Raw genomic sequence first — 24,543 nt, forward strand, 5'->3', positions numbered from 1 at the left:
GTGTTTACGTGTCGTTTGTTTCAGGCATGTAATGTGGAGCGCGACCAGAGCGCATTCCGAAAAGTGTGCAACGGTTTTCGGAAGCAAATGCGCGACAAAACAAAAAATTCAGCCTTCAGGGGAATATTTTATATGACTATCACGCGGGTGGACGTGATCAGACCGGCTGAACTGAGCGATACAGATAGGGCGTTGTGGTCGCAATGGGTGGCGGAAAACCCCGATCTGTCAGGGCCTTATTTCGATGTCCGCTATGTCGTGGCCCTGGGCGAAACGGTCCCGCACGCCCGCATCGCCAAACTATATGCCGACGGCTACCTGATGGGTTTCCTGCCGTTTCAGAAGCGCGGAGGTGTCATTCAACCGCTGGGCGCGCCGCTGACCGATTTTCATGGCGTGATTGCCGCCTCCACCACGCGCATCGACATCGGCGACGTACTCTCGCACCTCAAAAGCCGCCGTATCGAGTTCAATGGCTGGGTCAGTCCGCTGGCACAGGGCACCGAGCGTTTTCGCCTTTATGCCGATCTGAGCAACGGTTTCGACGCTCAGTACCGGACCTGCTACGACGCCCACAAAAAGTTTTACCGTAATACCGAACGCTGCCGCCGCAACCTGCACAAGGACGTGCCGGACTTAGCTTTCACATGGGAAACCGCCTCGCCCGATCTGATCGACTGGGTCGTGGCGCACAAGCGCCGTCAATATAAACGCACCGGTCTGCACGACGTCTTCGCCTGCGGCTGGACGCAGGACATGCTGAATGCCCTGAGCGTACACACCGATGTCGGCTTCGGTCTGATGGCCGGGGTCTATCGCCATAAAGGTCAGGTCATCGCCGCCGAAATCGTCCTGCGCAGTGGCCCCGACCTGCACCTGTGGTTCCCGGCCTATGACTCCGACTACAGCCGTTACGGCCCGGGCATTCTGCTGTCGCTCGATATCCTCAAGGCGGCGGCGCAGGATGGCATCACTCGCGTCGATTTCGGCTGCGGCGATGAGATTTATAAGGCGACCATGACCACGCATCGTCAACCCTGCCGCGAAGGCTATGTCCAGACGACCGCGCCGCTGATCGACCTGCACCTGAAAACGCGGGTGTCGATCATCCGGGCCTGCGAGACGCGCCTGTCGGGTCAGGTTATGGCGGGCTGGCAGTTGTCGCGTCGTGTGGTCATGAAGACGCGCAAGTCGGTGCTGGCCTTCGTCAGCCTGCTGGGCCTGATCGGCGGCACGATGATCGCCGTCGAGATGTTTTAAAAGACGTCCTCGGCCACGCCGATGCCCTTGGGCGACGGGCCGTATTTATTCGGCCCCTTTGTGCCGTCGAGACAGCCGCATTCGACGAAAATCCAGATCACGATCGCCGTATCAAAAAGACTGCACATATTAGCAAACCAGCCATCGACCGGCACTGGGAGGCCGAGGTTCCACAGAACACGGGGCGCATAATCTAATACGAGTAAGACTGTCGTCGTTATCAATGCTAGCCATCCGCTTTTATTCCGATCATGCCAGCGTTTAGCCATGATACAGATCGCTGGCCACTGCCCTAAGGTCTGAACGACAAACATGAAATAGTGAAAGGGCGTTGGGGACATAGTTCCCGCACTGGTTATTTCACTGATGAAGTCGTCAGTTCCAATAAAAGCATGCACGGCATAGCCCGCTATAAAGAAGGCTGCCGTTACTGAGAGCGAATATATCCAATAGTCACGACGACGCATGCGCCCCTTGGCGCTGAACAGCACATCGACAAACGACATAATCCCCCCTTTAAATCCGTTTAGCCCTCGCCGCCGCCGAAGCGCGCGGCCCAGTCGGCCAGCATGTCCTCGTCGATCTTTTTGAACAGCACTTCGCCGGACGCGACCGACGTACCGCTTGCCAGCTTCGACAGTTCCGCCCGGGCGTCCGTGGTCGGCCAGTCAAGCGGCAAGCTCGCCCCTACCGTCGCGGCGATCTTTTCCGCCGTGAAGGGGATCAGCGGCTGGGCCAGCACCGCGAACAGGCGCACCAAATTCAGACCGTGACGCACCACGACCCCGGCGCGCACGGCGTCGGTCTTGAGCGCGGTCCACGGCGCGGCTTCCTGCAAATAGACATTGCCCAGCACCCAGATGGCGCGGACGGCCTGCGCGGCCTTGCGCATCTCCATCGCCTCGAAGGCTTCGGTGGCCTCACGCAGAAGCACCGACAGGTCGGCATAGAGTTTCTCTTCCAGTTCGCCGGCCTCGCCGCCATCCGGTACCACGCCGCCCATCTTGGTTTCGGTGAACTTGGTGATGCGGTTGACGAAGTTGCCCAGCACGTCAGCGAGGTCCTTGTTCACCGCGCCCTGAAACTGCTCCCAGGTGAACGACGAATCCGAGCCTTCCGGCGACTGCGAGATCAGATACCAGCGCCAGTAATCGGCGGGCAGAAGCTCCAGCGCCTGATCCATGAAGACGCCGCGGTTCATCGAGGTCGAGAACTTGCCACCGTACCAATTGAGCCAGTTGAACGCTTTCAGCGTATCGACCATCTTCCACGGCTCATTTGACCCGATGATCGTCGCCGGGAAACTGACGGTGTGGAAGGCGACATTGTCCTTGCCCATGAATTCGACATAGGTCACGTCGTCGGCGCCCTGATCGAGACGCCACCAGCTTTTCCAGCCGTCGGCGTCGCCCTGAGCATTGAAATATTCCTGCGTAGCACCGATATATTCGATCGGCGCATCGAACCACACGTAGAAGACCTTGTTTTCAAAGCCTTCGCGCGGTTGGCCGTCCTTGGTCACCGGCACGCCCCATTTCAGGTCGCGTGTTATGCCGCGATCAATCAGCCCCTCTTCGAGGTGCTTCATGGCGATGGATTTCGCCAGTTGCGGCCACTCGGTCTTCGACTCGATCCACGCGCGTAGTTGCGGCTCGACCTTGGTTTGCAGCAGATAGAGGTGCTTGGTGTCGCGTACCTCAAGATTGCGCGAACCCGACACCGCCGAATAGGGATCGATCAGTTCCGTCGGATCGAGCAGCCGTCCGCAATTGTCGCACTGATCGCCGCGCGCCTTTTCGAACTTACAATGCGGGCACGTCCCTTCGACGTAGCGGTCCGGCAGGAAACGTCCATCGTCGATGGAATAGACCATCTTGTCGGTGCGTTCTTCGATCAAGCCGTTCTTGTCCAGAGCCTCACAGAACATCTGGGTCAGGGCGCGGTTTTCCGGCGACGACGAGCGCCCGAACCAGTCGTAGCTCAGACCGAAGGTGTCACCGGCATTTTTCTGCACCTCGTGCTGTTCGTCGCAATAGGTGCGCACGTCCTGCCCCGCCTTGGCGGCGGCCAGTTCCGCGGGCGTCCCATGTTCGTCGGTGGCGCAGATATAGAGCACCTCATGTCCGCGCGCCCGCATGAACCGCGCATAGACATCGGCCGGCAGCATGGACCCTGCCAGATTGCCGAGGTGCTTGATGCCGTTGATATAGGGGAGCGCGGACGTGATCAGGATACGGGACATGAGACCAGCAAAGGAGCGATTGAAATCAGTGCGCCGTTCTTAGCCTATGTCGCCCGCTGAAAACACCGCCTTGTCGGGAATTAATCACAAAATTGTCGTCGCGCGCTCGTCTTTGCCGTTGCCTTTGTGACATCGCATAGGCATAACGGCCCACCTGTGTGCCGGTTTAGCTCAGTTGGTAGAGCAGTTGTTTTGTAAACATCAGGTCACGAGTTCGAATCTTGTAACCGGCACCAGATTTCCCCTCCCGGCATTGGTTTTTTACGCGTCCCGGCGTTAGGCTGAAAGGCTAAATCATAAGGGAGACGCCCCATGCCCGGTCTGGCCTATCGCTTCTTCGACAACAATACCGGTGAAGAGGTTTTCGCTTCGGACGATTTCGATTTCGCCGACGCGCCGACGGTCAATCACCGCATCAAGGACCCCGACCTCATGACGCGCTACGGCGGTCCGGCGATCATCAACCGCATTGAACAGGGTGAGGTCAACAAGGCCGGTTCGATCGAATATCGCATCTATATCGATGGCTCGGAAGAACGCCTCAATTCGCAGGACATCGAGCAGAATTACCGGCGATCTTAAGCCCTTAGCGGAATAAGTTAATCTGCCACGACACGCCGAAGCGGTCATTGACCCAGCCGAAGCGCGGGCTGAAATCGTAGGCGGCCAGCGGCATCAGCACCTGCCCGTCATCGGACAGGGCCGTAAACAGCCGGTCGACCTCGGCTTCGGTGGCGCAGCTGATCGTAACCGACGTCGCGGGCGTAAACCCAAACTCGTGCTTGATAGGGCTGTCGAGGCAGATAAACGGGCTGCCGTTGAGCGTAAAGCGCGCCTGACGGACGCTGCCCGGCTTACCGCCTTCTTTCAGTCCGTAGGTGTCGAGGGAGACGATGCGCGAATCCGGAAACAGCGACACGTAAAAGCGCATGGCCTCTTCGGCCTGACCGCTGAACATCAGGGTGGTCGCAATCATCGGCACGGCGTCGTTCGTGTTTGCCGCTGCGCCTTCGGGCTGCACCAGATCAGGAAAATCTGCGTCGCGCGCCACGGCGTCACGCAGCAAGGTTTGCACATCGGCCTGTGCGTCCAGTTGGGTTTGCAGCCCGCGCAAAACCTCGGCATTGTGCGCCAGATCGGCAATCAGGCGCACATTTTCCATCGCCACCGAGGCCGAGTCGGCCAGCGCCTGAAGAATGGTGATCTCCTCAGCGGTCGGCTGATGTTTATGGGCCCAGTAATTGCCGATCGATCCCACGGGTTGCTCAGAGCGGATCGGCACCATGACCAGACTTTTGACGAAGGTCGGGCGATAGGCCTCGTGCGGGATGCGCGGATCGCTGTAAATATCCTCGATGACGGCCGTTTCGCGATTGAGCATGGCCCAACCGCTGATGCACAGGCTCAGGGGAAAGCGCTTGCCCTTCCATAGCGGCGCGATGGCGTTCTCATCGACATAGTAGCATTGCTCGCCGTCTCGCAGCACGAAGGTCGCGCCATCGGCCCCGGTCAGTTCACGGGCAGCGTCGCGCACGATGCGGATGACGTGGTTCAGGTCGCGGGCGCGCGACAGGGCCTGAACGACCTCGATCAGGCGCTCCATGGCCGCGGCATACAGGGCCGAATAGGCCTTTTCGCTCTGAGGCAGGAACGGGAGGTCCGGCAATGCCGTCCGATATGCCGCCATGATCTTCTCCCGCACGCCAAGCTTTTGACACAACCCTACGCTGATTATCTTAACAAACCTTATCGGTGGCCGGAGTCAAAAGACCGTGATTTAAGGCCATGATTCAAGAAAGGCGTCAGTTAAGGAAGTACGTGTGCGATCAGACCGGGACGCTGGCTATGGATGGCCTCGATCAGGACGGCGTCGGCAACCGTCAGGCCGCCTAGCCCGATATGCAACTCGGGCCGCTTCTGCCAGCGCGCCGCCAATCGGTTGAGTGCAAATATCGGATAGGCCTGTGACGGACGATAGTCATCCGGCCCGTCCGCCGTGGCGGGCTTGAGGTCCATTTGCAGCATCCATTGCCAGCCCTTGCGATAAAGATGCAGCGTTTCGATATCGTCCCAGCGCACCGGACCGCGTGTCAGGCGACGGTCGTACAGGCCTGTGTGGTCGATGCGCAGGATCAGGCCGGGCCGCATCAGGTCGATCGCGTGGGTCAGCCACAGGGGCACGAAAACCAGACACATGAGGGCGATGAATACCGCGCCTTCGCTGACCTCGAAGTGCGTGCCCTCCGCCGTGCGCGCGATCTCCCACCCCGCGCCGACGCCGATCAGCAACCACGCCTCGAACGCCAGCAACGCGGCGATACCCACCATGACGATCAGATTATAAAGACGGGTAAAGCGGGCTTCGATCATGTCGTTTCGTACCCGAAATGCGGCGGCGGTTCACATGACAATCTTTGTAAGTGGGCGGTGCGGCGATTCAGGCCTAGCGTACGGACATCATCACAATAGGGAAACGACCATGTCCGACCTGCTTGCCCGCCGCGCCGTGCTCGGCACCCTCGCCCTCCTGCCGCTGGCGGCCTGTGCGAAACCCGAAGCGACCGACGAGGTCTCAGCTTCCGCACCGGCTTCGGCACCTGCCAATGTCACGCAATGGATGACGTGGGAAGGCGGGGTCGATCTGGCCGCCGTGACCGACTCGACGCTGAAACAGCCCAATGTCATCGTCCATGTGGCTCGTCTGGTGACCACCCCTAAGGGAAGCGCCGCCAGCGGCATGATTCTGTATCAGCCCGACGCAACCAAGCCTCCGCTGGTCATGGGCTTTGTGTCCGGCACGCCCGAAGTCGGAGCCTATTTCGGTCCGCATATCTTCAAAGGCACGCCGTTCGAAGCCGCCCCCGCCCTGCCCGCCGAGATCGTCATCGACGACAGCAAAGCCCCGCACACCGTGTCAGCCAAGGTTAGGGTTGCTGGTCATGTGTTCGAGGTAACACTCAATGGTCTGTTGCCGCTCCAAACCGTCAATCGCCCTGCCGGTGCCCTGCCTTTTTCGCAGCAGGGGGTCGAGGCAGCGGCCACGAAAGCCAGCCTTAAGGTCGATGGCAAGGACATCGCCATCGTCGTCCCGCCGGTCGGTCTGTCGGGCGGTCCCGCCGCCGTCTGGTCGCCCGCCGGCACCTATGCCCGGTAAGCCACGCAGATGAACCCGTTGCGGCAAACCCTTCTGTCGGCGTTGTTTTTCGTCATTCCGCTCATGGCATCGGCAGCCCCGCCTCAGCCGCCGAAAATCGTCGCCGATGCCGCGATCAGAATGTATTTCGACTACGACTACGCCGATCCGGACAATGCCTGGGCCCCGCGACCGAAAGCAAACCAGACCGCGATCTTCCTGAAAAAGAAGGTTCTGCGGCCGGTCTATCTGAGCGGAAATGCCGAGCCGGACTGGATGATCGACGTCGAGGCCGATCCGCAAGGCGCGCTGTGCGGCACCGGCGGTTGTCCGCTGCAAATCTGGGTCAAAGACGGCGACGACTATCGGCTGGTCATGGACAAACAGGTTCGTGAATGGAAACTGCACGCGGTTCAGAACGAAAAGCGTCAGTGGCTGTGGGTCGACCTGCACGGCACCGCCTGCGGCAGCTTCGGCGCCGACGAATGCCCGTTCGCCTTCGAATGGTCGCGCGAAGGCTATCTGATGGCATCGGCACGCTACGCCAAGGCCTCGCTGATCCACGTCGCCGCCTTGCCGCAAGCCATGGACAATTATCTGAGCGATGCCCCCGATCCGCCTGCGCCGTTGGCTGCCCTGATCGCCACCGCGACCGAAGCATGCAAATCACGTGGCGGCGAACTGGCCAGCGAGCAGGCGCTCGCTAACCGCGCCCCCGACCTCAACGGCGACGGCATTGGCGACTGGAGCTTCGACAACGGCTGGTCCTATTGCGCGTTTCCGGACAGCGAGGATTTTGCGGCGAAACGCGCCGAAGACCCGTGCGGGTATCTCGATTGCCGGACGGTACTGTTCGTATCGATCAAGGCCGCCAACGGCACGAAATGGCGTCAGCAGGATATCGGTAAGGAACAATACGCCTACCGCGTCGACCCCGCCAAAGGCTTTACCCCCGTACGCCTGATCCCGTTGGACGGGCATAAGGACAATGACGCCGAACCCTGCGGCGTTTCGACGCTGCAATTTTGCCGTATAGAGCCGATTGTGATCTCGCCAGACCTTTAGGTCTGCGCTACATCGTCTCGGGACTATGGGAGGCAGATGATGCGTGTTGCGATGACGGTTCTGACGGCGGGGTTATTGCTGACAGCGTGCGGGGAAAAGCCAGCCAGTGCGCCGAAAGCCGCACCACCGGCGGGCCCGACCGAGGCCGAAAAAGCCGCCTTGTTGGCCACCCTGCCCGCTCCCTATAACACCGCCGATCTGACGGCAGGCGAAAAGGCGTGGAACAAGTGCCGCTCGTGCCACACCCTGGTCGAGGGCGGGATCAATATGGTGGGCCCGAATCTGTTCGGCGTCTTTGGTCGTGTGGCGGGCAGCAAGGCCGATTATCAGTTTTCCGACGCCATGAAGGCGCACGGCACTAAGGATAAGGTGACGTGGGACTACGCGTCGATGGACGACTATCTGACACACCCGCAATCGACCGTCCCTGGCACTAAAATGGGCTTTATGGGCCTCAAGGACGAGACGGAACGGCACAACCTGATCGCCTGGCTCAAGGTCGAAACGACGGGGAAGAAGTAAACGTCTTCTGCATATCTATACCTCCCTAGCTTTGCTGGGGAGGGGGACCGCACGAGACGCGCAGCGGTGAGATGTGGTGGTGGGGGTTCTTGCTTTTTAAGCGCGCGGACAGTGGATTAAGTAAGATACCCCACCACCACGCCTTTCAGGCGCGGTCCCCCTCCCCAACAAGTTGGGGAGGTATAAGTGGGCTTAAATCTCTTCGCCCATCAGTTCGTCGACGAAGGGCGCGATCCACAGACCACGCGAACGGCGCGCGGTTTCCGAATGATAGATATGGACCAGTTCCGCATAGGACCGGTCGAAGTCATCATTCAAGATCACATAGTCGTATTCCGCCCAGTGCGCGATCTCGCCCTTGGCGCGGCTCAGACGGCGCTGGATGACGTCGTCGGCGTCCTGCGCGCGGGCATAGAGACGGCGTTTCAGTTCTTCCATCGACGGGGGCAGGATAAAGACCCGCACCACGTCCGACGGGGCCTTGGCCGAGATACGCTGCGCGCCTTGCCAGTCGATGTCGAACAGCACGTTTTGGCCTTTTGAGAGCGCGTTTTCGACTGGTTCGCGCGGGCTGCCGTAGCGATGATCGTGGACCGCCGCCCATTCGAGCAGGGCGTCGTCCTTCACCAGCCCGTTCATCGCGTCCTCGCTGATGAAGTGGTACTCGCGACCGTCCTTTTCGCCCGGCCGCGCCGAACGCGTCGTCACCGAGATCGACAGGTCGAGGTCCGGATGATCGGCCATCAGACGACGGCACAGAGACGTCTTGCCCGCACCGGACGGCGAAGACACGATCAGCATAAGACCACGACGGAGGCGCTGGGAATTGGGCATTTCTACTCTACGTTTTGAACCTGTTCACGGAACTGATCGATGACGGCCTTGAGGTCCAGACCGATTTTCGTCAGGTCGTTGAAGGCCGATTTCGAACAGAGGGTATTGGCTTCGCGCATGAATTCCTGCGACAGGAAGTCGAGCTTGCGGCCCTGCGACGCCGCATCATTCAGCAATTCGTGCGCCGCCGCGATATGGGCGCGCAAACGATCCAGTTCTTCGCGCACATCGGCCTTGACGGCCATGACGGCGGCTTCCTGAAGAATGCGTTCCTGAAGATCGCTATCGGGTAAAAGCTCGTTCACACGGCGCGCAAAACGCTCGCGGATCGTATCGGCCTGTTGTACCGTCAAGGCCTCGGCACGATCAACGCCGTCAGTAATGGTCGCCAGATGCTGGCTGAGAATGTCGTGCAGGGCGCGGCCTTCATGCAGACGCGCCTCTTTCAGTTGCTCCAGCACCGCGCCCAGATCGGCCAGCAGCGGCGCTTCGATAACCGCGAACCCGTCCGGCGTGTCTTCATTTCCAGCGGCTTCGATCACACCGCGCAGCGACAACAGCCCGTCAAGGCTGGGCATGGTCGCCTGCCCCTGCGCCATCAGGGTTTGTCCGACCTCCAGATAGTAGTCGAGCAGCCTGTGATTGATGGTGAAGTCGGATTTTGCTTCCGCCGTCCGCACCGAGAGCGTCAGCGACACCTGACCGCGCTGAAACCGCGCCTTGCCGAGGTCCTTGGCGGCACGCTCAACCGCGTCGTACCCGGCGGGGGTGCGCACCTTGATATCGAGCGAGCGGCCATTGACCGAGCGCGCCTCATAGACCCAGCCGATATCGCCGTGGCTGCCCTCGACGCGGGCAAAACCGGTCATGCTCGACAGGGTCATTGGCCCTCCTTGGCAACCGTCTGTGCCGCGTCGGTTTGAATCTTGCCGCCATCGGCCTCGATCACGCGCCATTTGGCGACGTTGATCAGGTGCTGATCGTAGGTTTCAGCAAAGACATGGCCGCCCGTGCCGTCGGCGACGAAATAGACGTCCTTGGTTTCCGGGGGATTGAGCACGGCCTCAAGCGCCGCCTTACCCGGATTGGCGATCGGCGTTACCGGCAACCCGTCGATCAGATAGGTGTTCCACGGCGTCGGCGTATCGAGTTCCGAGCGCTTCAGACCGCGCCCCAGCGGTTCGCCCTTCGAAACACCATAGACTACGGTCGGGTCCGACTGCAGCCGCATCCCCGTGCGCAGGCGATTGACGAAAACGGCGGCGACTTTTGGGCGCTCAGACGCGATGCCGGTTTCCTTTTCGACGACCGAGGCGAGGATCAGGGCCTCTTCCTTGCTCTTGATCGGCAGATTCGGCGCGCGTTTGGCCCACAGGTCGTCGAGCGTTTCACGCCCCGCCGCCAGCATACGATCGAGCACCGCCTGACGCGTCTCGCCGATCTCGTACTGATAGGTTTCAGGTAAAATCGAGCCTTCGGGCGGCACCTCGACATCGCCTTTTAGGCCGTCGGTGGCCATCAGGATGCGTACCGCCATGGCCGAGGTGCGGCCTTCGGGGATGGTGACGAAGTGCTGGACGACGCGGCCTTCGAGGATCTGATCCAGCACGCCCATCATCGACAGGCGCGAGGCGAATTCATAGGTGCCTGCACGCAGCGACGTATCGCGGCCGTCGAACTTGGCCGCCAGCCGGAAGGCCGCAACCGAGCGTATGACGCCCGCGGCCTTGAGCTTCTTGGCGATGGCGTTGAGGCCCTGCCCGCGTTCGACGACGACCGCGGTCACCTGACCCGATTTCGCCGATGGGCCAGGGCCGTAGGTATTGGCATAAACAAAGAGTCCTGCCGCCAGAAGCAGCAGGACGATACCGGACAAAAGGCCCGCCACAGGCGCCATCAGGCGTCTGGATTTTCGCCGCGGGGCAGGACGGGCCTTCTTTTTCGCCATGACTAGTCGACTTTACCGAGGATCAGGGCCGCATTGGTGCCGCCGAAGCCGAACGAGTTCGACATGACGGTGTCGATCTTCATCGGCTTGGCCTTATGGGGCACCAGATCGATGGTCGTCTCATAGGCCGGATTGTCGAGGTTGATCGTCGGCGGGGCAACCTGATCGCGGATGGCCAGGGCGCAGAAGATGGCCTCGACCGCACCGGCGCCGCCGAGCAGGTGCCCGATGGCCGACTTGGTCGAAGAAACCGTGCCGGTCGCCGCGCGCTCACCGAGGAACTTCTCGATGGCTTTCAGCTCGATGCCGTCGGCCATGGTCGAGGTGCCGTGCGAATTGACGTAGTCGATGGTCGCCGGATCGATGCCCGCATTCTTGGCTGCCGCGATCATGGCGCGATAGCCGCCGTCGCCGTCTTCCGAAGGCGCGGTGATATGGTAGGCGTCGCCCGACAGGCCGTAGCCCAGCACTTCGGCGTAGATCTTAGCGCCGCGCGCCTTGGCGTGTTCATATTCTTCGAGGACGACGACGCCCGCACCTTCGCCCATGACGAAGCCGTCACGGTCCTTGTCGTAGGGGCGCGAAGCCTTGGTCGGTTCGTCGTTGAAGGCCGTGCACAGGGCGCGGCAGGCGATGAAGCCCGCAATACCGATCGGCACGATGGCCGATTCGGCACCACCCGCGACCATGACATCGGCGTCGCCGGACTTGATCAGGCGCGCCGCGTCGCCGATAGCATGAGCCCCGGTGGCGCAGGCCGTAACGACGGCGTGGTTCGGGCCCTTGAGGCCGTGACGGATCGAGACCTGACCCGAGGCCAGATTGATCAGTGACGACGGGATGAAGAAGGGCGAAATGCGCTTCGGGCCCTTTTCCTTAAGCTCAAGCGCCGTGTCGGCGATGATGCCGAGACCGCCAATACCCGACCCGATCATGACGCCGGTGCGGAACTGATCGTCGTCGGATTCCGGGTGCCAGTTGGCATCGTCCAGCGCTTCGTCAGCCGCCGCGATGGCATAGAGGATAAAGTCGTCGACCTTGCGGCGCTCCTTGTTCGACAGGACTTTCGACGGGTCGAACGAGCCTTCGATGTCGGGGCCGCCGCCGCCGCGACCGTCCACCATCGGGATTTCGCAGGCGACCGTACAGGCATAGTCCGTGGTGTCGAAAGCGGTGATCGGACCGGCGCCCGACTGACCTTCCAGCAGACGTTTCCAGGAAATTTCGACCCCTGCGCCCAGCGGCGAGACGAGACCAAGACCCGTAATGACAACGCGACGAACCATTCGTACCCTACCTATCGTAACAACGAACGCGTGATGAAAACCCACGCGCCCTGAATAGCAAGAGGGCGCGGCTTAGGACCGGTATGCACACCCGTCGTAAACCACGCCCTATATCCGGTAATTCAGATTAAGCGGCCAGCTTTTCCTGAATGTAGTTGACGGCGTCGCCAACGGTCAGGATGTGCTCGGCCGAGTCATCGGGAATTTCGATGTCGAACTCTTCTTCGAAAGCCATGACCAGCTCGACGATGTCGAGGCTGTCGGCTTCCAGATCGTCGATGAAGCTCGCCTTATCGGTGACCTTATCCGGATCGGCATCCAGGTGATCGATCACAATCTTGCGAACACGTTCAAGAACTTCAGACATATCGGGCCCTCTAGAGGTTTGTAAACACGACCCAAAGCGGCTTAAAGCTTTGTTGGGGCCGGGTAGAAGAATCTAAGCCAACTGCCTTTTATGCACACTGTGTGCAGGTTTCAAGCGGTTTTAACGCTGGCTCAGGGTGGTCTTGCACAACTAAACGCAACGATCCGTAACCTAGATCATCACCATGCCGCCGTTGACGTGCAGGGTCTGACCGGTGACGTAGCCCGCCTCATTGCTGGCCAGATAGACGGCGGCCGACGCGATGTCGGCACCCTCGCCCAGCTTGCCGGCGGGTATCTTGGTCAAGATGGCCTCGCGCTGGGCATCATTCAAGACGTCGGTCATCGGCGAGGCGATAAAACCGGGCGCGATGCAGTTGACGGTGATGTTGCGGCTGGCCACTTCCTGCCCCAGAGCCTTCGAGAAACCGATCATACCGGCCTTCGAGGCGGCATAGTTGGTCTGGCCCGGATTGCCCATGACGCCGACCACCGAAGTGATGCCGATGATACGGCCAAAACGGCGCTTCATCATGCCCTTCACGGCGGCGCGCGACAGGCGGAAATAGGATTCGAGATTGACCTTGATCACGGCCTCCCAGTCCTCGTCCTTCATGCGCAGGATCAGGCCGTCCTTGGTGATCCCGGCATTGGCGACGAGGATATCGAGCGGCGAGCCTGCAGCCGCTTCGGCCTTGGCGATCAGGCCGTCGACTTCGGCGGCATCGGACAGGTTACAGGCGGCAACATAGGCGTTGTCGCCCAGTTCGGCGGCCAGTTCCTGAAGCACGGCTTCGCGCGTGCCGGACAGGACGACCTTAGCGCCTTGCTTGTGCAAAGCGCGGGCGATATTGGCCCCAAGGCCGCCGGTGGCACCCGTAACGAGCGCGGTCTTGCCGGAAAGATCGAACATGGTGACTCCTGAATTAAAGGGTTTTAGCGAAAGCTTCGAAATCGGCGGCACCGTTCAGCGCGACGGATTCCGTATCGGGCGCCAGACGCTTGATCATGCCGGTCAGCACCTTGCCTGCGCCCAGTTCGGCGAATTTCGTCACGCCACCTTCACCGGCCAGCCACTGCACCGATTCGCGCCAGCGGACGCGGCCCGTGACCTGCTCGACCAGCAGCGGCACGTATTGCGCCTTGTCGCCGACCGGTTGGGCCGTGACATTGGCGACCAGCACCGACTTGGGATCGTGGATCGTCGTCTTGCCCAGCGCCGCCGCCATTTCTTCGGCCGCCGGCTTCATCAGGGGGCTGTGGAACGGCGCGGACACGTTGAGCAGCATGGCCTTGGCACCCAGTTCCTTGGCCTTTTCGATCGCCAGATCGACGGCGGCCTTTTCGCCGGAAATGACGATCTGACCGGCATTGTTGTCATTGGCGACCACCACCACACCCGCCGCGCGACCGGCCTCGCAGGCGGCTTCGGCCAGATCGAGGTCGGCCTTGGCGCCGATCAGGGCCGCCATGGCACCTTCGCCGACGGGTACGGCACGCTGCATGGCCTGACCGCGCAGCTTGAGCAGGCGCGCGGCATCCGACAGGGTCAGGACTTCCATCGCCGCCAGCGCCGAATATTCGCCCAGGCTGTGCCCAGCACAGAAGGCGGCCTGCGATACATCGACACCGAAATCGGCCTTGAGCACCCGCACCACCGCCAGCGACGTCGCCATCAGGGCGGGCTGGGCGTTTTCGGTCAGGGTCAGATCGGCCTCCGGGCCTTCGCGCATCAGCTTGAGCAGGTCCTGCCCCAGCGCGTCGTTGACCTCTTCGAACACCGCACGGGCGGCGGCGAAGGTGTCATAAAGCTCTCCGCCCATACCGACGCTTTGCGCGCCCTGCCCCGGGAAAACGAATGCCAAAGTCATGGTTTAAGGTCCGAACCTGTTGAACGTGAGGGCGCATGGGTTAGGCCAAACCGTCCCCAAGGGCAAGGGGCAAGCGCCGTGTCACCGTATTTTGAAGCCTCAGGTCCTGCGCATTCGGACTTATGCACAGCCCAAATGTCACCGTCGCTTTGATGAGCTATTGGCCGATCTACGTACTTATGGTTACATTTGAACATAGTGATGACGGCGTGGACTTCGTTGGGGCGAAGATACGCCGGACCGGGGGAATATCCATGACCAGAACGACCATCGACCGCCGCACCGTGCTGGCCTCTATGACCGCTGTGGGCGCCGTCAATGCCTTGCCGCAACCTGCTTCTGCCGCGAACGCGCTCGGCACGCCGCCACCGCTGGAAATCTTCGGCGACCTGCCCGGTCTGGATCACGTCACCTTATCAAAGGATGGCCGTCAGGTGGCCATGGTGTCCGGGCGCGGCACCGCACGCAGCCTTATTGCCTTCGACCTCTCTACACAGAAACTACTCAAACAACCTGTTGGCAATCTGAAACTCAGATCTCTGGAATGGATCGACGACTCCCACATCCTGATCGAAAGTTCGGCGACCTCGTCGCTGGCCAATCTATCGGACACCCAGGCCGAATGGTTCATGGCTTTGTCGTTGAACATGCAGACCGGCAAGGCCAAACCGCTCTATGACAATATGGCCGACTATTTTCCCGTGCTGGGGTCAGGCGCGTCGGTGGTTCGCAAGGGCGATAAGGCCAGCCTGATGGCCGTCGGTATAACGCGGGTCAAGTATCAGTTCATCCTCAATCGATTCGACCCCGAAACCGGGCGGGCCTCCCAGGTCGACGAAGGCGGCCCCGACACACGAGAGTGGGCCTTCACCCGCGAAGGTACACTTGTGGCACGGCAGAACTACCGTCGCGACACCTATACCTGGAGCCTTGAAATGAACCGGGGTGGCTGGAAAACCGTTCTGACGGAGGTGGAGAAGATCGATACGCCGAATCTGGTTGGGATCGGGCGCACCACAGATACGGCGGTCGTCTATTTCAATAAGGGTAAGCTAGCCGATCAGTATGTCGAGGTCGATATGAACGGCAAGCTTACGCCGCTGTTCGAGGACGCCACACAGACGAAGGGCCTTTTGCGTCATCCGGCGACCGGCGTGATCGCAGGCACCTATACCTATCCGGGATGGATCAAGTACGACTACACCGATCCGCTGCTCAAGCCCCTGCCTCAGATGATCGAGGCCATATTTTCCGGCTATAGGACGCAAATCACCGGTCTGGCGCAGGATGGGCGTAAAACCATTATCTACAGCGAAGGACCCGATGACGCCGGGACCTATTTCTTTATCGATTTCGAGTCGGGTCAGAACCTGCGCCTGGGTCAGGCCTATCCCGACCTGCCCGCCGCCTGGATTGCAGAAAAACAGGCCATTACCTACAAGGCCGCCGACGGGCTTGAGATCGAGGCTTACCTCACCCTGCCGCCCGGGCGCGACAAAAAGAACCTGCCGCTGATCGTCCTGCCCCACGGTGGGCCACAGGCGCGCGACGATCTTAGCTTTGGCTGGGATGTCAATGCCTATGCCTCGCGCGGTTACGCCGTGCTTCAGCCTAATTTCCGCGGTTCCGGCGGTTACGGAACCGCCTTCGTCGAAAAAGGCTATGGCGAATGGGGCCGCAAGATGCAGACCGACCTTTCCGACGGGGTCCGACATCTGGCCGACAAAGGCATAATAGACCCCAAACGTGTGGCCATCGTCGGTTATTCCTATGGCGGGTATGCGGCCATGGCGGCGGCGGCCTTTGATAACGGCATCTATCGGTGCGCGGCCTCTTATGCCGGGGTATCCGATCTCAAAAGCATGATCGCAGGTGAAGGCCGCCAGTCCGGCGACGCCAACAGCGATGCTATTCGTTACTGGAAACGTTACCTTGGCGATGAAGCCCGCTGGGACTCGATCTCACCATTGAAAAATGCCGATAAGGTTACCATCCCGCTTCTGCTGATGCACGGCAAGGACGATACCGTGGTCGAATACATCCAGTCGAAACAGATGGCCGACGCCTTGCAAAAAGCCGGCAAACCCGTTGAATTCGTCACCTTAACCGGCGAAGATCACTGGCTGTCGCGCGATGAAACGCGGTTACAGATGCTCAAGACGATTCTGGCCTTTGTCGAAAAATATAATCCGGCCTACTAGATCGGAATGAGTCTAAATCTAATCATCATTCCAGCCTAAGCTTTTGCATAAGCGCAATATTGCAGCCGAAAACCACTTAATATGCCTGGCTGCGCCGAACGTCTTTTCAGCTTACCCATTTAGGTCAAGGGGGACCATATGACGACACATACGCAATGGCGGCTTGACCGGCGAACCCTGCTTTCCGGGCTGACCGCCGGTCTCGCGACCGCTCTGACCGGTACAGATACCGCACAGGCCGCAGCTTCCAGCACCCCGCCCGCCCTCAGCGTCTATGGCCGCCTGCCTGATATGGCGGAGGTTGTCCTGTCGCCCGACGGCAAGCGCGTGGCTCTGGTCAAGAACATGGATGGCCAGCGTATCGTCGTCGACTTCGAGCTGGCGACTGGCGTCACCAAGTTCATGTCCGTCGGCAAGATGAAGGTCCGCGACCTGATGTGGGCCGATAATGATCGCCTGTTCCTGCTGTCGTCTCAGGCAGCGGATCTGGCCGGCTTCGCAGGCGACAAGAACGAATTTTCGACGGGTCAGATTCTCGACGTCCGCGCCAACAAGGCCTTCCTGCTGTTCAAGGATATGCCGGGTTTTTATCCCATCGTCATGGGCGATTTCAACCGCATCGTCGTCGACGGTCAGGCGCGCTTCACCGCAGCCAATGTCCGCTTTAAAGGCGAAGGCCTGCGCAGCCTGTACAGCTTCGACACGATCAAGGGCGCGCCGAAGCTGCTCGATGAAGACGACCATCCGATCGACAACTGGGTCGTCCGGCCCGACGGTACGCTCATGGCGCGCGCCGAACACGATCCCCGCACCAAGGCCTGGAGCCTGTTTTACCGGACCACCGGCTGGAAAAAGCTGTACAGCGAGGTACAGGCGATCGACAATCCCAGCCTTGTCGGACGCGGGCGGGACGACGAGTCGCTGCTGATCTATTTCAACGCCGGACCGAACGCGGGCCGCTACTGCGAAATCAGCGCTGCCGGCGTGGTCAGCGAGCCTCTGGATCTGCCCGGCGATAATGTGTCGCCTATCTTTCATCCGGCGACGCGCAAACTGGCCGGGTTCATCAGCCGCCACCCGAACGGCAATGAATACAAGTTCTACGACCGAACCATGGAACGCATCTCCGTGGCCATCGAAAAGGCCCTCGAAGGCAGCCATGCACAACGGGTCGCCTCGCGCGCCGACGATCCCAAAAAGGTCATCGTCTATACCGAAGGCCCCGGCGATCCCGGCAGCTACGTCTATATCGATTTCGCCACCGGTGAGCAGAAACTGGTCGGGGAAACCCGTCCAAACCTGCCGTCGGACTGGGTCGCCGACAAACAGCGCATCACCTACAAGGCTGCTGACGGTCTGGAAATCCACGGCTACCTGACCCTGCCGCCCGCCATTGCACTTAATGGGCGCGCGGCGAAGAACCTGCCGCTGGTGGTCCTGCCGCACGGCGGGCCGCAATCTTATGACAACATTGCCTTCGACTGGATGTCGCAAGCCTTCGCCTCGCGCGGCTATGCCGTGCTGCAACCCAATTTCCGCGGCTCCGACGGTTATGGCACGGCCTTCGTGGAAAAAGGCTATGGCGAATGGGGCCGCAAGATGCAGACCGACCTGTCGGATGGCGTCCGCTATCTGGCGGCGCAAGGCACGATCGATCCCAAACGCGTGGCCATCGCCGGAGCCTCCTACGGCGGTTATGCGGCCCTGGCGGGCGTAACGCTCGATCCGGGCATCTATCGCTGTTCGGTCGCGATCGCCGGCGTGTCGAACCTTAAGGCCATGATCAAGTGGGAATTCGCCGAAACCGGCCGCCGCCAGAGTTCGACCATCCTGTACTGGCGTCGCTTCATGGGTAACGAAGCCCTGTGGGACGCCGTATCGCCCGAGCTTCAGGCGGCAAAGGCCGATGCGCCGATCCTGCTCATCCACGGTAAGGACGATGACGTCGTGCCGCTGGAGCAAAGCACGCGGATGCGGGAGGCTTTGCAAAAAGCGGGAAAGACAGTCGAGATGATCACGCTGGCGGGCGAGGATCACTGGCTGACGACGGAGGCGACGCGTATCCAGACTCTGGAAGCCATGCTGACCTTCATTCAGACGCACAACCCTGCCTGATTTTTAATGAGCCGAACGGCGGGCAATGACGTATAAGGGCGAAACCTCAGGAGATCATGCCATGAAAACCGCCCTTATCGTCACCGCTCTCGCCCTTGCGGCGTCGCCCGCCTTCGCCGCGCTCAAGGTCGGTGATAAGGCCCCCGACTTCAAGGTGAGCGCCGCCACCAACGGCGTGGTCTCCGATTTCTCGCTGAAACAGGCGCTGAAAAAAGGCCCGGTGGTCGTCTATTTCTACCCGAAGGCTTTCACCGGCGGATGCTCGCTTGAGGCGCGCCAGTTCTCGGAAAACATGGACACCTTCAAGGCCCGTGGCATCAGCGTGGTGGGGCTGTCCGCCGACGACGTGCCGACCCTGACGAAGTTCTCGACCGCCGACTGTGGCGGCAAATTCCCGGTGGGCTCGGACCTAGGGGCAAAAATCGCGGCGAAATACGACGCCAAGCTGCCGGCCGTCGATCGTTCGGGCCGGGTGTCCTATATCATCGGCAAGAACGGCAAGATTGCCTATGTGCACGACTCGGGCAATGCCTCGACCCACGTCCCCAGCCTGCTGGAAGCCTCCGCCAAGCTAAAATAAGCTTACACAACTTGCGTTTCCTCAGTTTATCGACTATAGCGCCCGCTTCGCCGCGAGGTGGTCACTCCGTATTCCACGGAATCTGATCCATCGTGCCTCTGAGACTTCCGCTCAGGGGTGCGCCACCTCGCCTTTCGGAAGAGGATATAAATGGCACTCTACGAACACGTCGTGATTGCACGACAAGATATTTCGCCGCAACAGGCGGAAGGTCTGAACGACACCCTGAAAGCCCTGATCGAAGAAAACGGCGGCTCGGTCGCCAAGATCGAATACTGGGGCCTGCGCAACCTCACCTACCGCGTGAAGAAGAACCGCAAGGGTCACTACTCGCTCCTCGCCATCGACGCCCCGGCCGCCGCCGTGAAGGAAATGGAACGTCAGTTGTCGATCAACGAAGACGTCATCCGCTTCCTGACCGTCCGCGTCGAGGAACTCGATCTGGAACTGTCGCCGGTTCTGTCGCGTCGTGACCGTCCGGAACGCGCCGAGCGTGCCGAACGCACTGAATTCGCCGAGCAATAAGGAGCATTGACAATGGCTGAAGATACCACTGCCGCCGTCGGCTCGCCCGTCGGCAACGGCCCTGCCCGCCGTCCGTTTTTCCGCCGCCGCAAGGTGTGCCCGTTCTCCGGCGCCAACGCCCCGAAGATCGACTACAAGGACGTGAAGCTGCTGCAGCGCTACATTTCCGAGCGCGGCAAGATCGTGCCGTCGCGCATCACCGCCGTGTCGCAAAAGAAGCAGCGTGAACTGGCCAAGGCCATCAAGCGCGCGCGCTTCCTGGCACTGCTGCCCTACGTCGTGAAGTAAGGAGAGCCTCACATGAAAGTTGTTCTCCTGGAACGAGTCGAAAACCTCGGTCACATCGGCGAAGTCGTCTCGGTTAAGGACGGTTTTGCCCGTAACTTCCTCCTGCCGCGCCACAAGGCTCTGCGCGCCAACGCCCAGAACCTGAAGTTCTTCGAAGCGCAAAAGGAACAGATCGTCGCCCGTAACGCCGCCAACAAGGCCGCTGCCGAAACGCAGGGTGCCGAGCTTGACGGTCAGCAGTACGTGATGATCCGTCAGGCCGGCGAAACCGGTCAGCTCTACGGATCGGTCACCGGCCGCGACGTCTCCGACGCCATCGCCGAAACCGGTGCCAAGGTCGAGCGCAACCAGATCGTTCTGGACACGCCGATCAAGACGCTGGGCGTCCACAGCCTGAAGATCCGCCTCCACGCCGAAGTCTCGATCACCATCACGGTGAACGTGGCCCGTTCGGCCGAAGAAGCCGAGCGTCAGGCCGCTGGCGAAAACGTCATCGCTTCGCAATTCGAAGAAGACCGTCTGGCCGATGACGCCGCCGCTGCCGACCTGCTCGAAGGCGGCGCCGGTCAGGCCATCGCCGACTCTTACGAGTACTAAGAACCGGCGTCTCTGACGCCGATGTTCGAAGACAATTGACCCCTGAGCCATTCTGGTTCAGGGGTTTTTTGATAAGAGACTGTTTGGGAAGTCAGCGGTTGAGCGCTCGCGAAGGATTTTTTTCGATCCGCAAGGCGGAAACGAAGCCTCGATGTAACATCGGGGCAAGTTTCCAACATAGCGGGCGGAAATAAAGACCCGCGAGAGCGACCCGAAGACTTTCCAAACAGTCTAAAAGTCCATCAGGGGGACACATGCAACCCAATATTCCCGCCGCGGGTTCGCTCACGCCGTTGTTCGTCACCGAGGTCTACCGCACCGATCTGGCCGGGACCTCCGCTGATCCGCTCATCACCCGGCTGGAAGCCGCCTGCCGTCGGATCGCTGCCGAAGACAAAAAGGGGTGGGAATGGTCCGCCGCTCAGGGCTATCTGGGCTATACGTCGTATGAGAGCATCGTCGATCCGACCAAAATCGATCCGGACTTCGCCGAATTGAAGGCGCTGCTGGACGTGCAGGCCCTGATCTTCGCCCGGCTGATGGAATTCGACCTGCGCGGCAAGGTACCGACGCTGGGGGCCCTGTGGATCAATATTCTCGATCCCAACGGCTCGCACGGCGGCCATACGCACCCCCACAGCGTCTTTTCCGGCACGATCTACATCAGCGTCCCCGAAGGGGCCAGCGCCCTGCAGTTCGAAGACCCGCGACTGGGCTTCATGATGCACGCGCCGCAACGCCTGCCCAATGCCCGCCCGTACCGTCAGGTCATGGTGCCCATGGCACCCGCGCGCGGTACGTTGCTGCTGTGGGAAAGCTGGTTGCGTCACGAAGTCCCCACCAACCGCGCCAAAACCCCGCGCATCTCGATCAGCTTCAACTACGACGTCGATCTGCGCACGTCCTGAGCCGCCAAAATTCGGCATTACGGCAAAGACATGTCATAAATTTGATACATATTTCAATTTTCAAACCCTGACCGCCTCGTTATTGCTTCGCAATTGCAATATAAAAACAGATTGCATCGCACAATGATCCGCTTGCCGAACATCAGAAGACAATGAGAAGCTGCGGATTCCATACAATAATAGGGAAACTGAAGCTCAACCCTTCGCATTCCGGGTGAATTTTAAAACGTTTTACAGCAACCGTCTGTAAATTTTCGCTGCGCCGCACCCACTTCCAAATTGATACAGTTGTGACAACCTTTCGTTCGTCGGTTCAAAACAACGAAAGTGCACCCTTATGACTCGTTCGAACTTCCGCCTTCTGATGCTGGGCACCGCGCTCACCCTGTCCATGTCTCTCCCCGCCACCTTTGCATCGGCTCAGGAGGCTGCCGCAGACGAACTGACCGAGGTCGTGGTCACCGGGACGCGCACGGCCCGCCGTTCCAAGCTCGAAACCCTGGCCCCCGTCGATGTCATCAAGGCCGACACGCTTCAGGCGCAGGGCTCGACCGAACTGGCCGAAGGCCTGTCGCGACTGGCACCGTCGATCACCTTCCAGCGCCCGGCCGTCACCGACGGCACCGACAGCGTGCGTCCGGCGTCCTTGCGCGGCCTGTCGCCGGACCAGACTCTGGTGCTGCTCAACGGCAAGCGCCGCCACGCCTCGTCGCTGGTCAATATCAACGGCTCGGTCGGCCGCGGTTCGGCGGCGGTCGATCTCAACACCATCCCCGAACCGGCGCTCGGTTCGGTCGAAGTCCTGCGCGACGGGGCTTCGGCCCAATACGGTTCCGATGCCATCGCCGGGGTGATGAACCTGCGTCTGCGCGAAGCCCGTCAGGGCGGCAGCCTCGGCCTGACGCTCGGTTACTACGATACCCGGGTCAAGACGGCTAACACCATGTACGATATCATGGACGGCGAAACCCTGACGCTCAGCGGCTGGGTCGGCCTGCCGCTGCTTTCGGACGGTTTCCTGACCCTGTCCGGCGAAATCAAGGACCGCAAGCCGACCTCGCGCGGCGGTCTCGACACCCGCATCACCCCGGCGGCAGTCAAATCGCGTTACGGCGATCCGCAGGAACGCGCCGTGACGCTGTTTGCCAATGCCGGCACACCGATCAACGACGTCTGGTCGGCCTATGGCTGGGCCAGCTACCAGAATCGCCGCGACGACAGCGCCGCCAACTACCGCCAACCGGCCAATGCCGGCAATGTGTTGGCCATCTATCCCAATGGCTTCCTGCCGATCATTCAGGCCCATACCGAGGACTATTCGCTGACCGGCGGCGTGACCGGCGACATCTTAGGCTGGACGTCGGATTTCAGCCTGTCCTACGGCAATAACAAGCTCAGCTACGCCACCGCCAACAGCGTCAACGCCTCCTACGGCACGGCGTCGAAGACCTGGTTCTATTCCGGCTATCTGCAATACGGCCAGACCCTGCTCAATGCCAGCTTCAGCAAACCCTACGATGTCAGCTGGCTGGCCGCGCCGCTGGATGTCGCCTTCGGCTTCGAAGCCCGCAAAGAGACCTACAAGATCGGTCAGGGTGAGTTGCAGTCCTGGGCTCTGGGCCCCATCGCCGCCCAGCAAGGCGCGCAGGGTTTCCCCGGCCTGTTCCCGCAGAACGAGGCCGATGTCGATCGCAACAATTTCGGTGCCTATCTCGACTTCGAAAGCAAGCTGACCGAAAAACTGAGCGCCGGTGTCGCCATCCGCTACGAGGACTATTCCGACTTCGGCGACAATGTCTCGGCCAAGCTGTCGGCGCGTTACGACTTTACCGACGCGTTCGCCATCCGCGGTTCGGCCTCGAACGGCTTCCGCGCGCCGTCGCTGCAACAGCAGTACTTCTCATCGACGGCGACCAACTTCGTCAGCGGCGTGCCTCTGCTGATCACCACCTTCCCGGCGACCAGCAATGTCGCCAAGGCGCTGGGGGCTGCCCCGCTCGAAGCGGAAACCTCGGAAAACCTGGCGCTCGGCTTCGTCTTCCATAAGGGGCCGTTCGACGTCACGGTCGATGCCTATACGATCAAGATCGAAGACCGCATCGTCCTGACCGAAAACCTGATCGGCAAAAGTGGCCCGACCATCACCAATCAGGGCATCTACAACCTTCTGGCCCCCTTCGGCGTCGATGCCGCGCGCTTCTTCATGAACGGCGTCGATACGACCACCAAGGGCATCGACGTCGTCGCCAATTACCGTCTGAGCACCGACAGCTTTGGCGATTACCTCTTCAGCCTCGCCGCCAATCATGGCGAAACCGAAATCGACCGCTTCCCCGCCAACAATACGCTGTCGTCGCTTCCGGTGCCGCCGGCCCTGTTCGCGCGCGTCAATCAGAACCTGCTGTCGACCTCGACCCCCGAAGACAAGTTCAACGCCTCGGTGGACTGGAAAGCCGGTGGCTGGGGCGCGTCGATCAACGCCGTGTACTATGCGTCGATCCTCTCGGCGCAAACCAACGCGGCCTTCGACTTCGAAACGGGCGACAAGACGGTGGTCAATATCTCGGCCAACTACCGTTTCGCCAGCAAGGTCGTCTGGTCCGTCGGCATCGACAATATCGGCGACGTCTATCCGGAACCTACGCCCATCACGACCCTGTCCGGTACGCTGACGCCGACCTCGACCACCGCCTATAACGGAGGCGCGGGCTTCAGCCCCCGTTCGCCGTTCGGCTTCAACGGGCGCTTCATCTATACGCGCATCACCAAGAGCTGGTAATTATTTACCCATAAAAATGGTTT

Annotated in this window: 24 protein-coding genes and 1 tRNA gene; 14 read left to right on the forward strand and 11 right to left on the reverse strand. The window is 60.6% G+C overall.

Features of this window, described 5'->3' with window-relative positions; genetic code table 11:
• Positions 1-132 precede the first annotated feature (132 nt).
• Positions 133-1,260: a GNAT family N-acetyltransferase gene (locus tag PQU92_RS01760; RefSeq protein ID WP_272746493.1), complete on the forward strand. Its 1,128-nt coding sequence runs from the start codon at positions 133-135 to the stop codon at positions 1,258-1,260.
• On the opposite strand, the gene PQU92_RS01765 is transcribed toward PQU92_RS01760, so the two are convergent.
• Positions 1,257-1,766, reverse strand: a complete 510-nt coding sequence (locus PQU92_RS01765) for a DUF805 domain-containing protein (protein WP_272746494.1) — start codon at positions 1,764-1,766, stop codon at positions 1,257-1,259. The two genes, PQU92_RS01760 and PQU92_RS01765, sit on opposite strands and share 4 nt — an antisense overlap.
• 20 nt (positions 1,767-1,786) lie before the next feature.
• A complete protein-coding gene (metG, locus tag PQU92_RS01770; protein WP_272746495.1) occupies positions 1,787-3,502 on the reverse strand; it encodes a methionine--tRNA ligase in 1,716 nt (571 codons plus the stop codon).
• Between the two features lie 160 nt (positions 3,503-3,662).
• Here metG and PQU92_RS01775 point away from each other — a divergent pair.
• Both PQU92_RS01775 and PQU92_RS01780 read left to right on the forward strand, forming a co-directional pair.
• A tRNA-Thr gene (locus PQU92_RS01775) sits at positions 3,663-3,738 on the forward strand.
• Between the two features lie 76 nt (positions 3,739-3,814).
• On the forward strand, positions 3,815-4,084 hold the full coding sequence (locus tag PQU92_RS01780; RefSeq protein ID WP_272746496.1) for a hypothetical protein: 270 nt from the start codon (positions 3,815-3,817) through the stop codon (positions 4,082-4,084).
• Between the two features lie 4 nt (positions 4,085-4,088).
• On the opposite strand, the gene PQU92_RS01785 is transcribed toward PQU92_RS01780, so the two are convergent.
• Positions 4,089-5,189, reverse strand: coding sequence for a VOC family protein (locus tag PQU92_RS01785; protein WP_272746497.1), 1,101 nt, complete (start codon positions 5,187-5,189; stop codon positions 4,089-4,091).
• Positions 5,190-5,308: 119 nt separating this feature from the next.
• The gene (locus PQU92_RS01790; RefSeq protein ID WP_272746498.1) at positions 5,309-5,872 is read right to left on the reverse strand and encodes a hypothetical protein; all 564 of its coding nucleotides are present in this window, start codon (positions 5,870-5,872) and stop codon (positions 5,309-5,311) included.
• A gap of 109 nt (positions 5,873-5,981) precedes the next feature.
• Between PQU92_RS01790 and PQU92_RS01795 the strand changes: the two genes are divergently transcribed.
• Genes PQU92_RS01795 through PQU92_RS01805 form a run of 3 tightly spaced genes read left to right on the forward strand, consistent with a single transcriptional unit; the run spans position 5,982 to position 8,222 of the window.
• A complete protein-coding gene (locus PQU92_RS01795) occupies positions 5,982-6,656 on the forward strand; it encodes a hypothetical protein (RefSeq protein ID WP_272746499.1) in 675 nt (224 codons plus the stop codon).
• 9 nt (positions 6,657-6,665) lie between these two features.
• On the forward strand, positions 6,666-7,700 hold the full coding sequence (locus PQU92_RS01800) for a hypothetical protein (protein WP_272746500.1): 1,035 nt from the start codon (positions 6,666-6,668) through the stop codon (positions 7,698-7,700).
• 36 nt (positions 7,701-7,736) lie between these two features.
• Complete coding sequence (locus PQU92_RS01805) at positions 7,737-8,222, forward strand: c-type cytochrome (protein WP_272746501.1); 486 nt, start codon at positions 7,737-7,739, stop codon at positions 8,220-8,222.
• Positions 8,223-8,414: 192 nt separating this feature from the next.
• Here the strand turns inward: PQU92_RS01805 and gmk are convergent, their stop codons facing one another.
• The 7 genes from gmk to fabD form a co-directional block, all read right to left on the reverse strand.
• On the reverse strand, positions 8,415-9,056 hold the full coding sequence (gene gmk / locus PQU92_RS01810) for a guanylate kinase (RefSeq protein ID WP_272746502.1): 642 nt from the start codon (positions 9,054-9,056) through the stop codon (positions 8,415-8,417).
• Positions 9,057-9,058: 2 nt separating this feature from the next.
• Positions 9,059-9,940: a YicC/YloC family endoribonuclease gene (locus PQU92_RS01815; protein ID WP_272746503.1), complete on the reverse strand. Its 882-nt coding sequence runs from the start codon at positions 9,938-9,940 to the stop codon at positions 9,059-9,061.
• Positions 9,937-11,004 carry an endolytic transglycosylase MltG gene (gene mltG, locus PQU92_RS01820; protein WP_272746504.1) on the reverse strand — a complete coding sequence of 356 codons (1,068 nt, stop codon included), beginning with the start codon at positions 11,002-11,004 and terminating at the stop codon, positions 9,937-9,939. The genes PQU92_RS01815 and mltG overlap by 4 nt, the downstream gene beginning before the upstream one ends.
• Positions 11,005-11,006: 2 nt before the next feature.
• Positions 11,007-12,290, reverse strand: a complete 1,284-nt coding sequence (fabF, locus tag PQU92_RS01825) for a beta-ketoacyl-ACP synthase II (protein ID WP_272746505.1) — start codon at positions 12,288-12,290, stop codon at positions 11,007-11,009.
• A gap of 127 nt (positions 12,291-12,417) precedes the next feature.
• Positions 12,418-12,657 carry an acyl carrier protein gene (locus PQU92_RS01830; protein ID WP_023460990.1) on the reverse strand — a complete coding sequence of 80 codons (240 nt, stop codon included), beginning with the start codon at positions 12,655-12,657 and terminating at the stop codon, positions 12,418-12,420.
• A gap of 171 nt (positions 12,658-12,828) precedes the next feature.
• Positions 12,829-13,569 carry a 3-oxoacyl-[acyl-carrier-protein] reductase gene (gene fabG / locus PQU92_RS01835; RefSeq protein WP_272746506.1) on the reverse strand — a complete coding sequence of 247 codons (741 nt, stop codon included), beginning with the start codon at positions 13,567-13,569 and terminating at the stop codon, positions 12,829-12,831.
• 13 nt (positions 13,570-13,582) lie between these two features.
• Entirely contained in the window at positions 13,583-14,527 is a 945-nt protein-coding gene (fabD, locus tag PQU92_RS01840) for an ACP S-malonyltransferase (RefSeq protein WP_272746507.1), read from the reverse strand.
• 254 nt (positions 14,528-14,781) lie between these two features.
• Between fabD and PQU92_RS01845 the strand changes: the two genes are divergently transcribed.
• The 8 genes from PQU92_RS01845 (at position 14,782) to PQU92_RS01880 (ending at position 24,520) form a co-directional block, all read left to right on the forward strand.
• Complete coding sequence (locus PQU92_RS01845) at positions 14,782-16,728, forward strand: alpha/beta hydrolase family protein (RefSeq protein WP_272746508.1); 1,947 nt, start codon at positions 14,782-14,784, stop codon at positions 16,726-16,728.
• A gap of 138 nt (positions 16,729-16,866) precedes the next feature.
• Complete coding sequence (locus tag PQU92_RS01850) at positions 16,867-18,843, forward strand: alpha/beta hydrolase family protein (protein ID WP_272746509.1); 1,977 nt, start codon at positions 16,867-16,869, stop codon at positions 18,841-18,843.
• A 61-nt stretch (positions 18,844-18,904) separates the two neighbouring features.
• Entirely contained in the window at positions 18,905-19,423 is a 519-nt protein-coding gene (locus PQU92_RS01855) for a peroxiredoxin (protein WP_272746510.1), read from the forward strand.
• Positions 19,424-19,573: 150 nt separating this feature from the next.
• Positions 19,574-19,948 carry a 30S ribosomal protein S6 gene (rpsF, locus tag PQU92_RS01860; RefSeq protein ID WP_272746511.1) on the forward strand — a complete coding sequence of 125 codons (375 nt, stop codon included), beginning with the start codon at positions 19,574-19,576 and terminating at the stop codon, positions 19,946-19,948.
• 12 nt (positions 19,949-19,960) lie between these two features.
• The gene (gene rpsR / locus PQU92_RS01865; RefSeq protein WP_023460996.1) at positions 19,961-20,236 is read left to right on the forward strand and encodes a 30S ribosomal protein S18; all 276 of its coding nucleotides are present in this window, start codon (positions 19,961-19,963) and stop codon (positions 20,234-20,236) included.
• A 12-nt stretch (positions 20,237-20,248) separates the two neighbouring features.
• Positions 20,249-20,833: a 50S ribosomal protein L9 gene (rplI, locus tag PQU92_RS01870; RefSeq protein WP_272746512.1), complete on the forward strand. Its 585-nt coding sequence runs from the start codon at positions 20,249-20,251 to the stop codon at positions 20,831-20,833.
• Between the two features lie 254 nt (positions 20,834-21,087).
• Positions 21,088-21,741: a TIGR02466 family protein gene (locus PQU92_RS01875; protein ID WP_272746513.1), complete on the forward strand. Its 654-nt coding sequence runs from the start codon at positions 21,088-21,090 to the stop codon at positions 21,739-21,741.
• A 337-nt stretch (positions 21,742-22,078) separates the two neighbouring features.
• Positions 22,079-24,520, forward strand: coding sequence for a TonB-dependent receptor plug domain-containing protein (locus PQU92_RS01880; protein WP_272746514.1), 2,442 nt, complete (start codon positions 22,079-22,081; stop codon positions 24,518-24,520).
• Positions 24,521-24,543: the final 23 nt, after the last annotated feature.

This window comes from Asticcacaulis aquaticus, from assembly GCF_028550415.1.
Taxonomy (GTDB): domain Bacteria; phylum Pseudomonadota; class Alphaproteobacteria; order Caulobacterales; family Caulobacteraceae; genus Asticcacaulis; species Asticcacaulis aquaticus.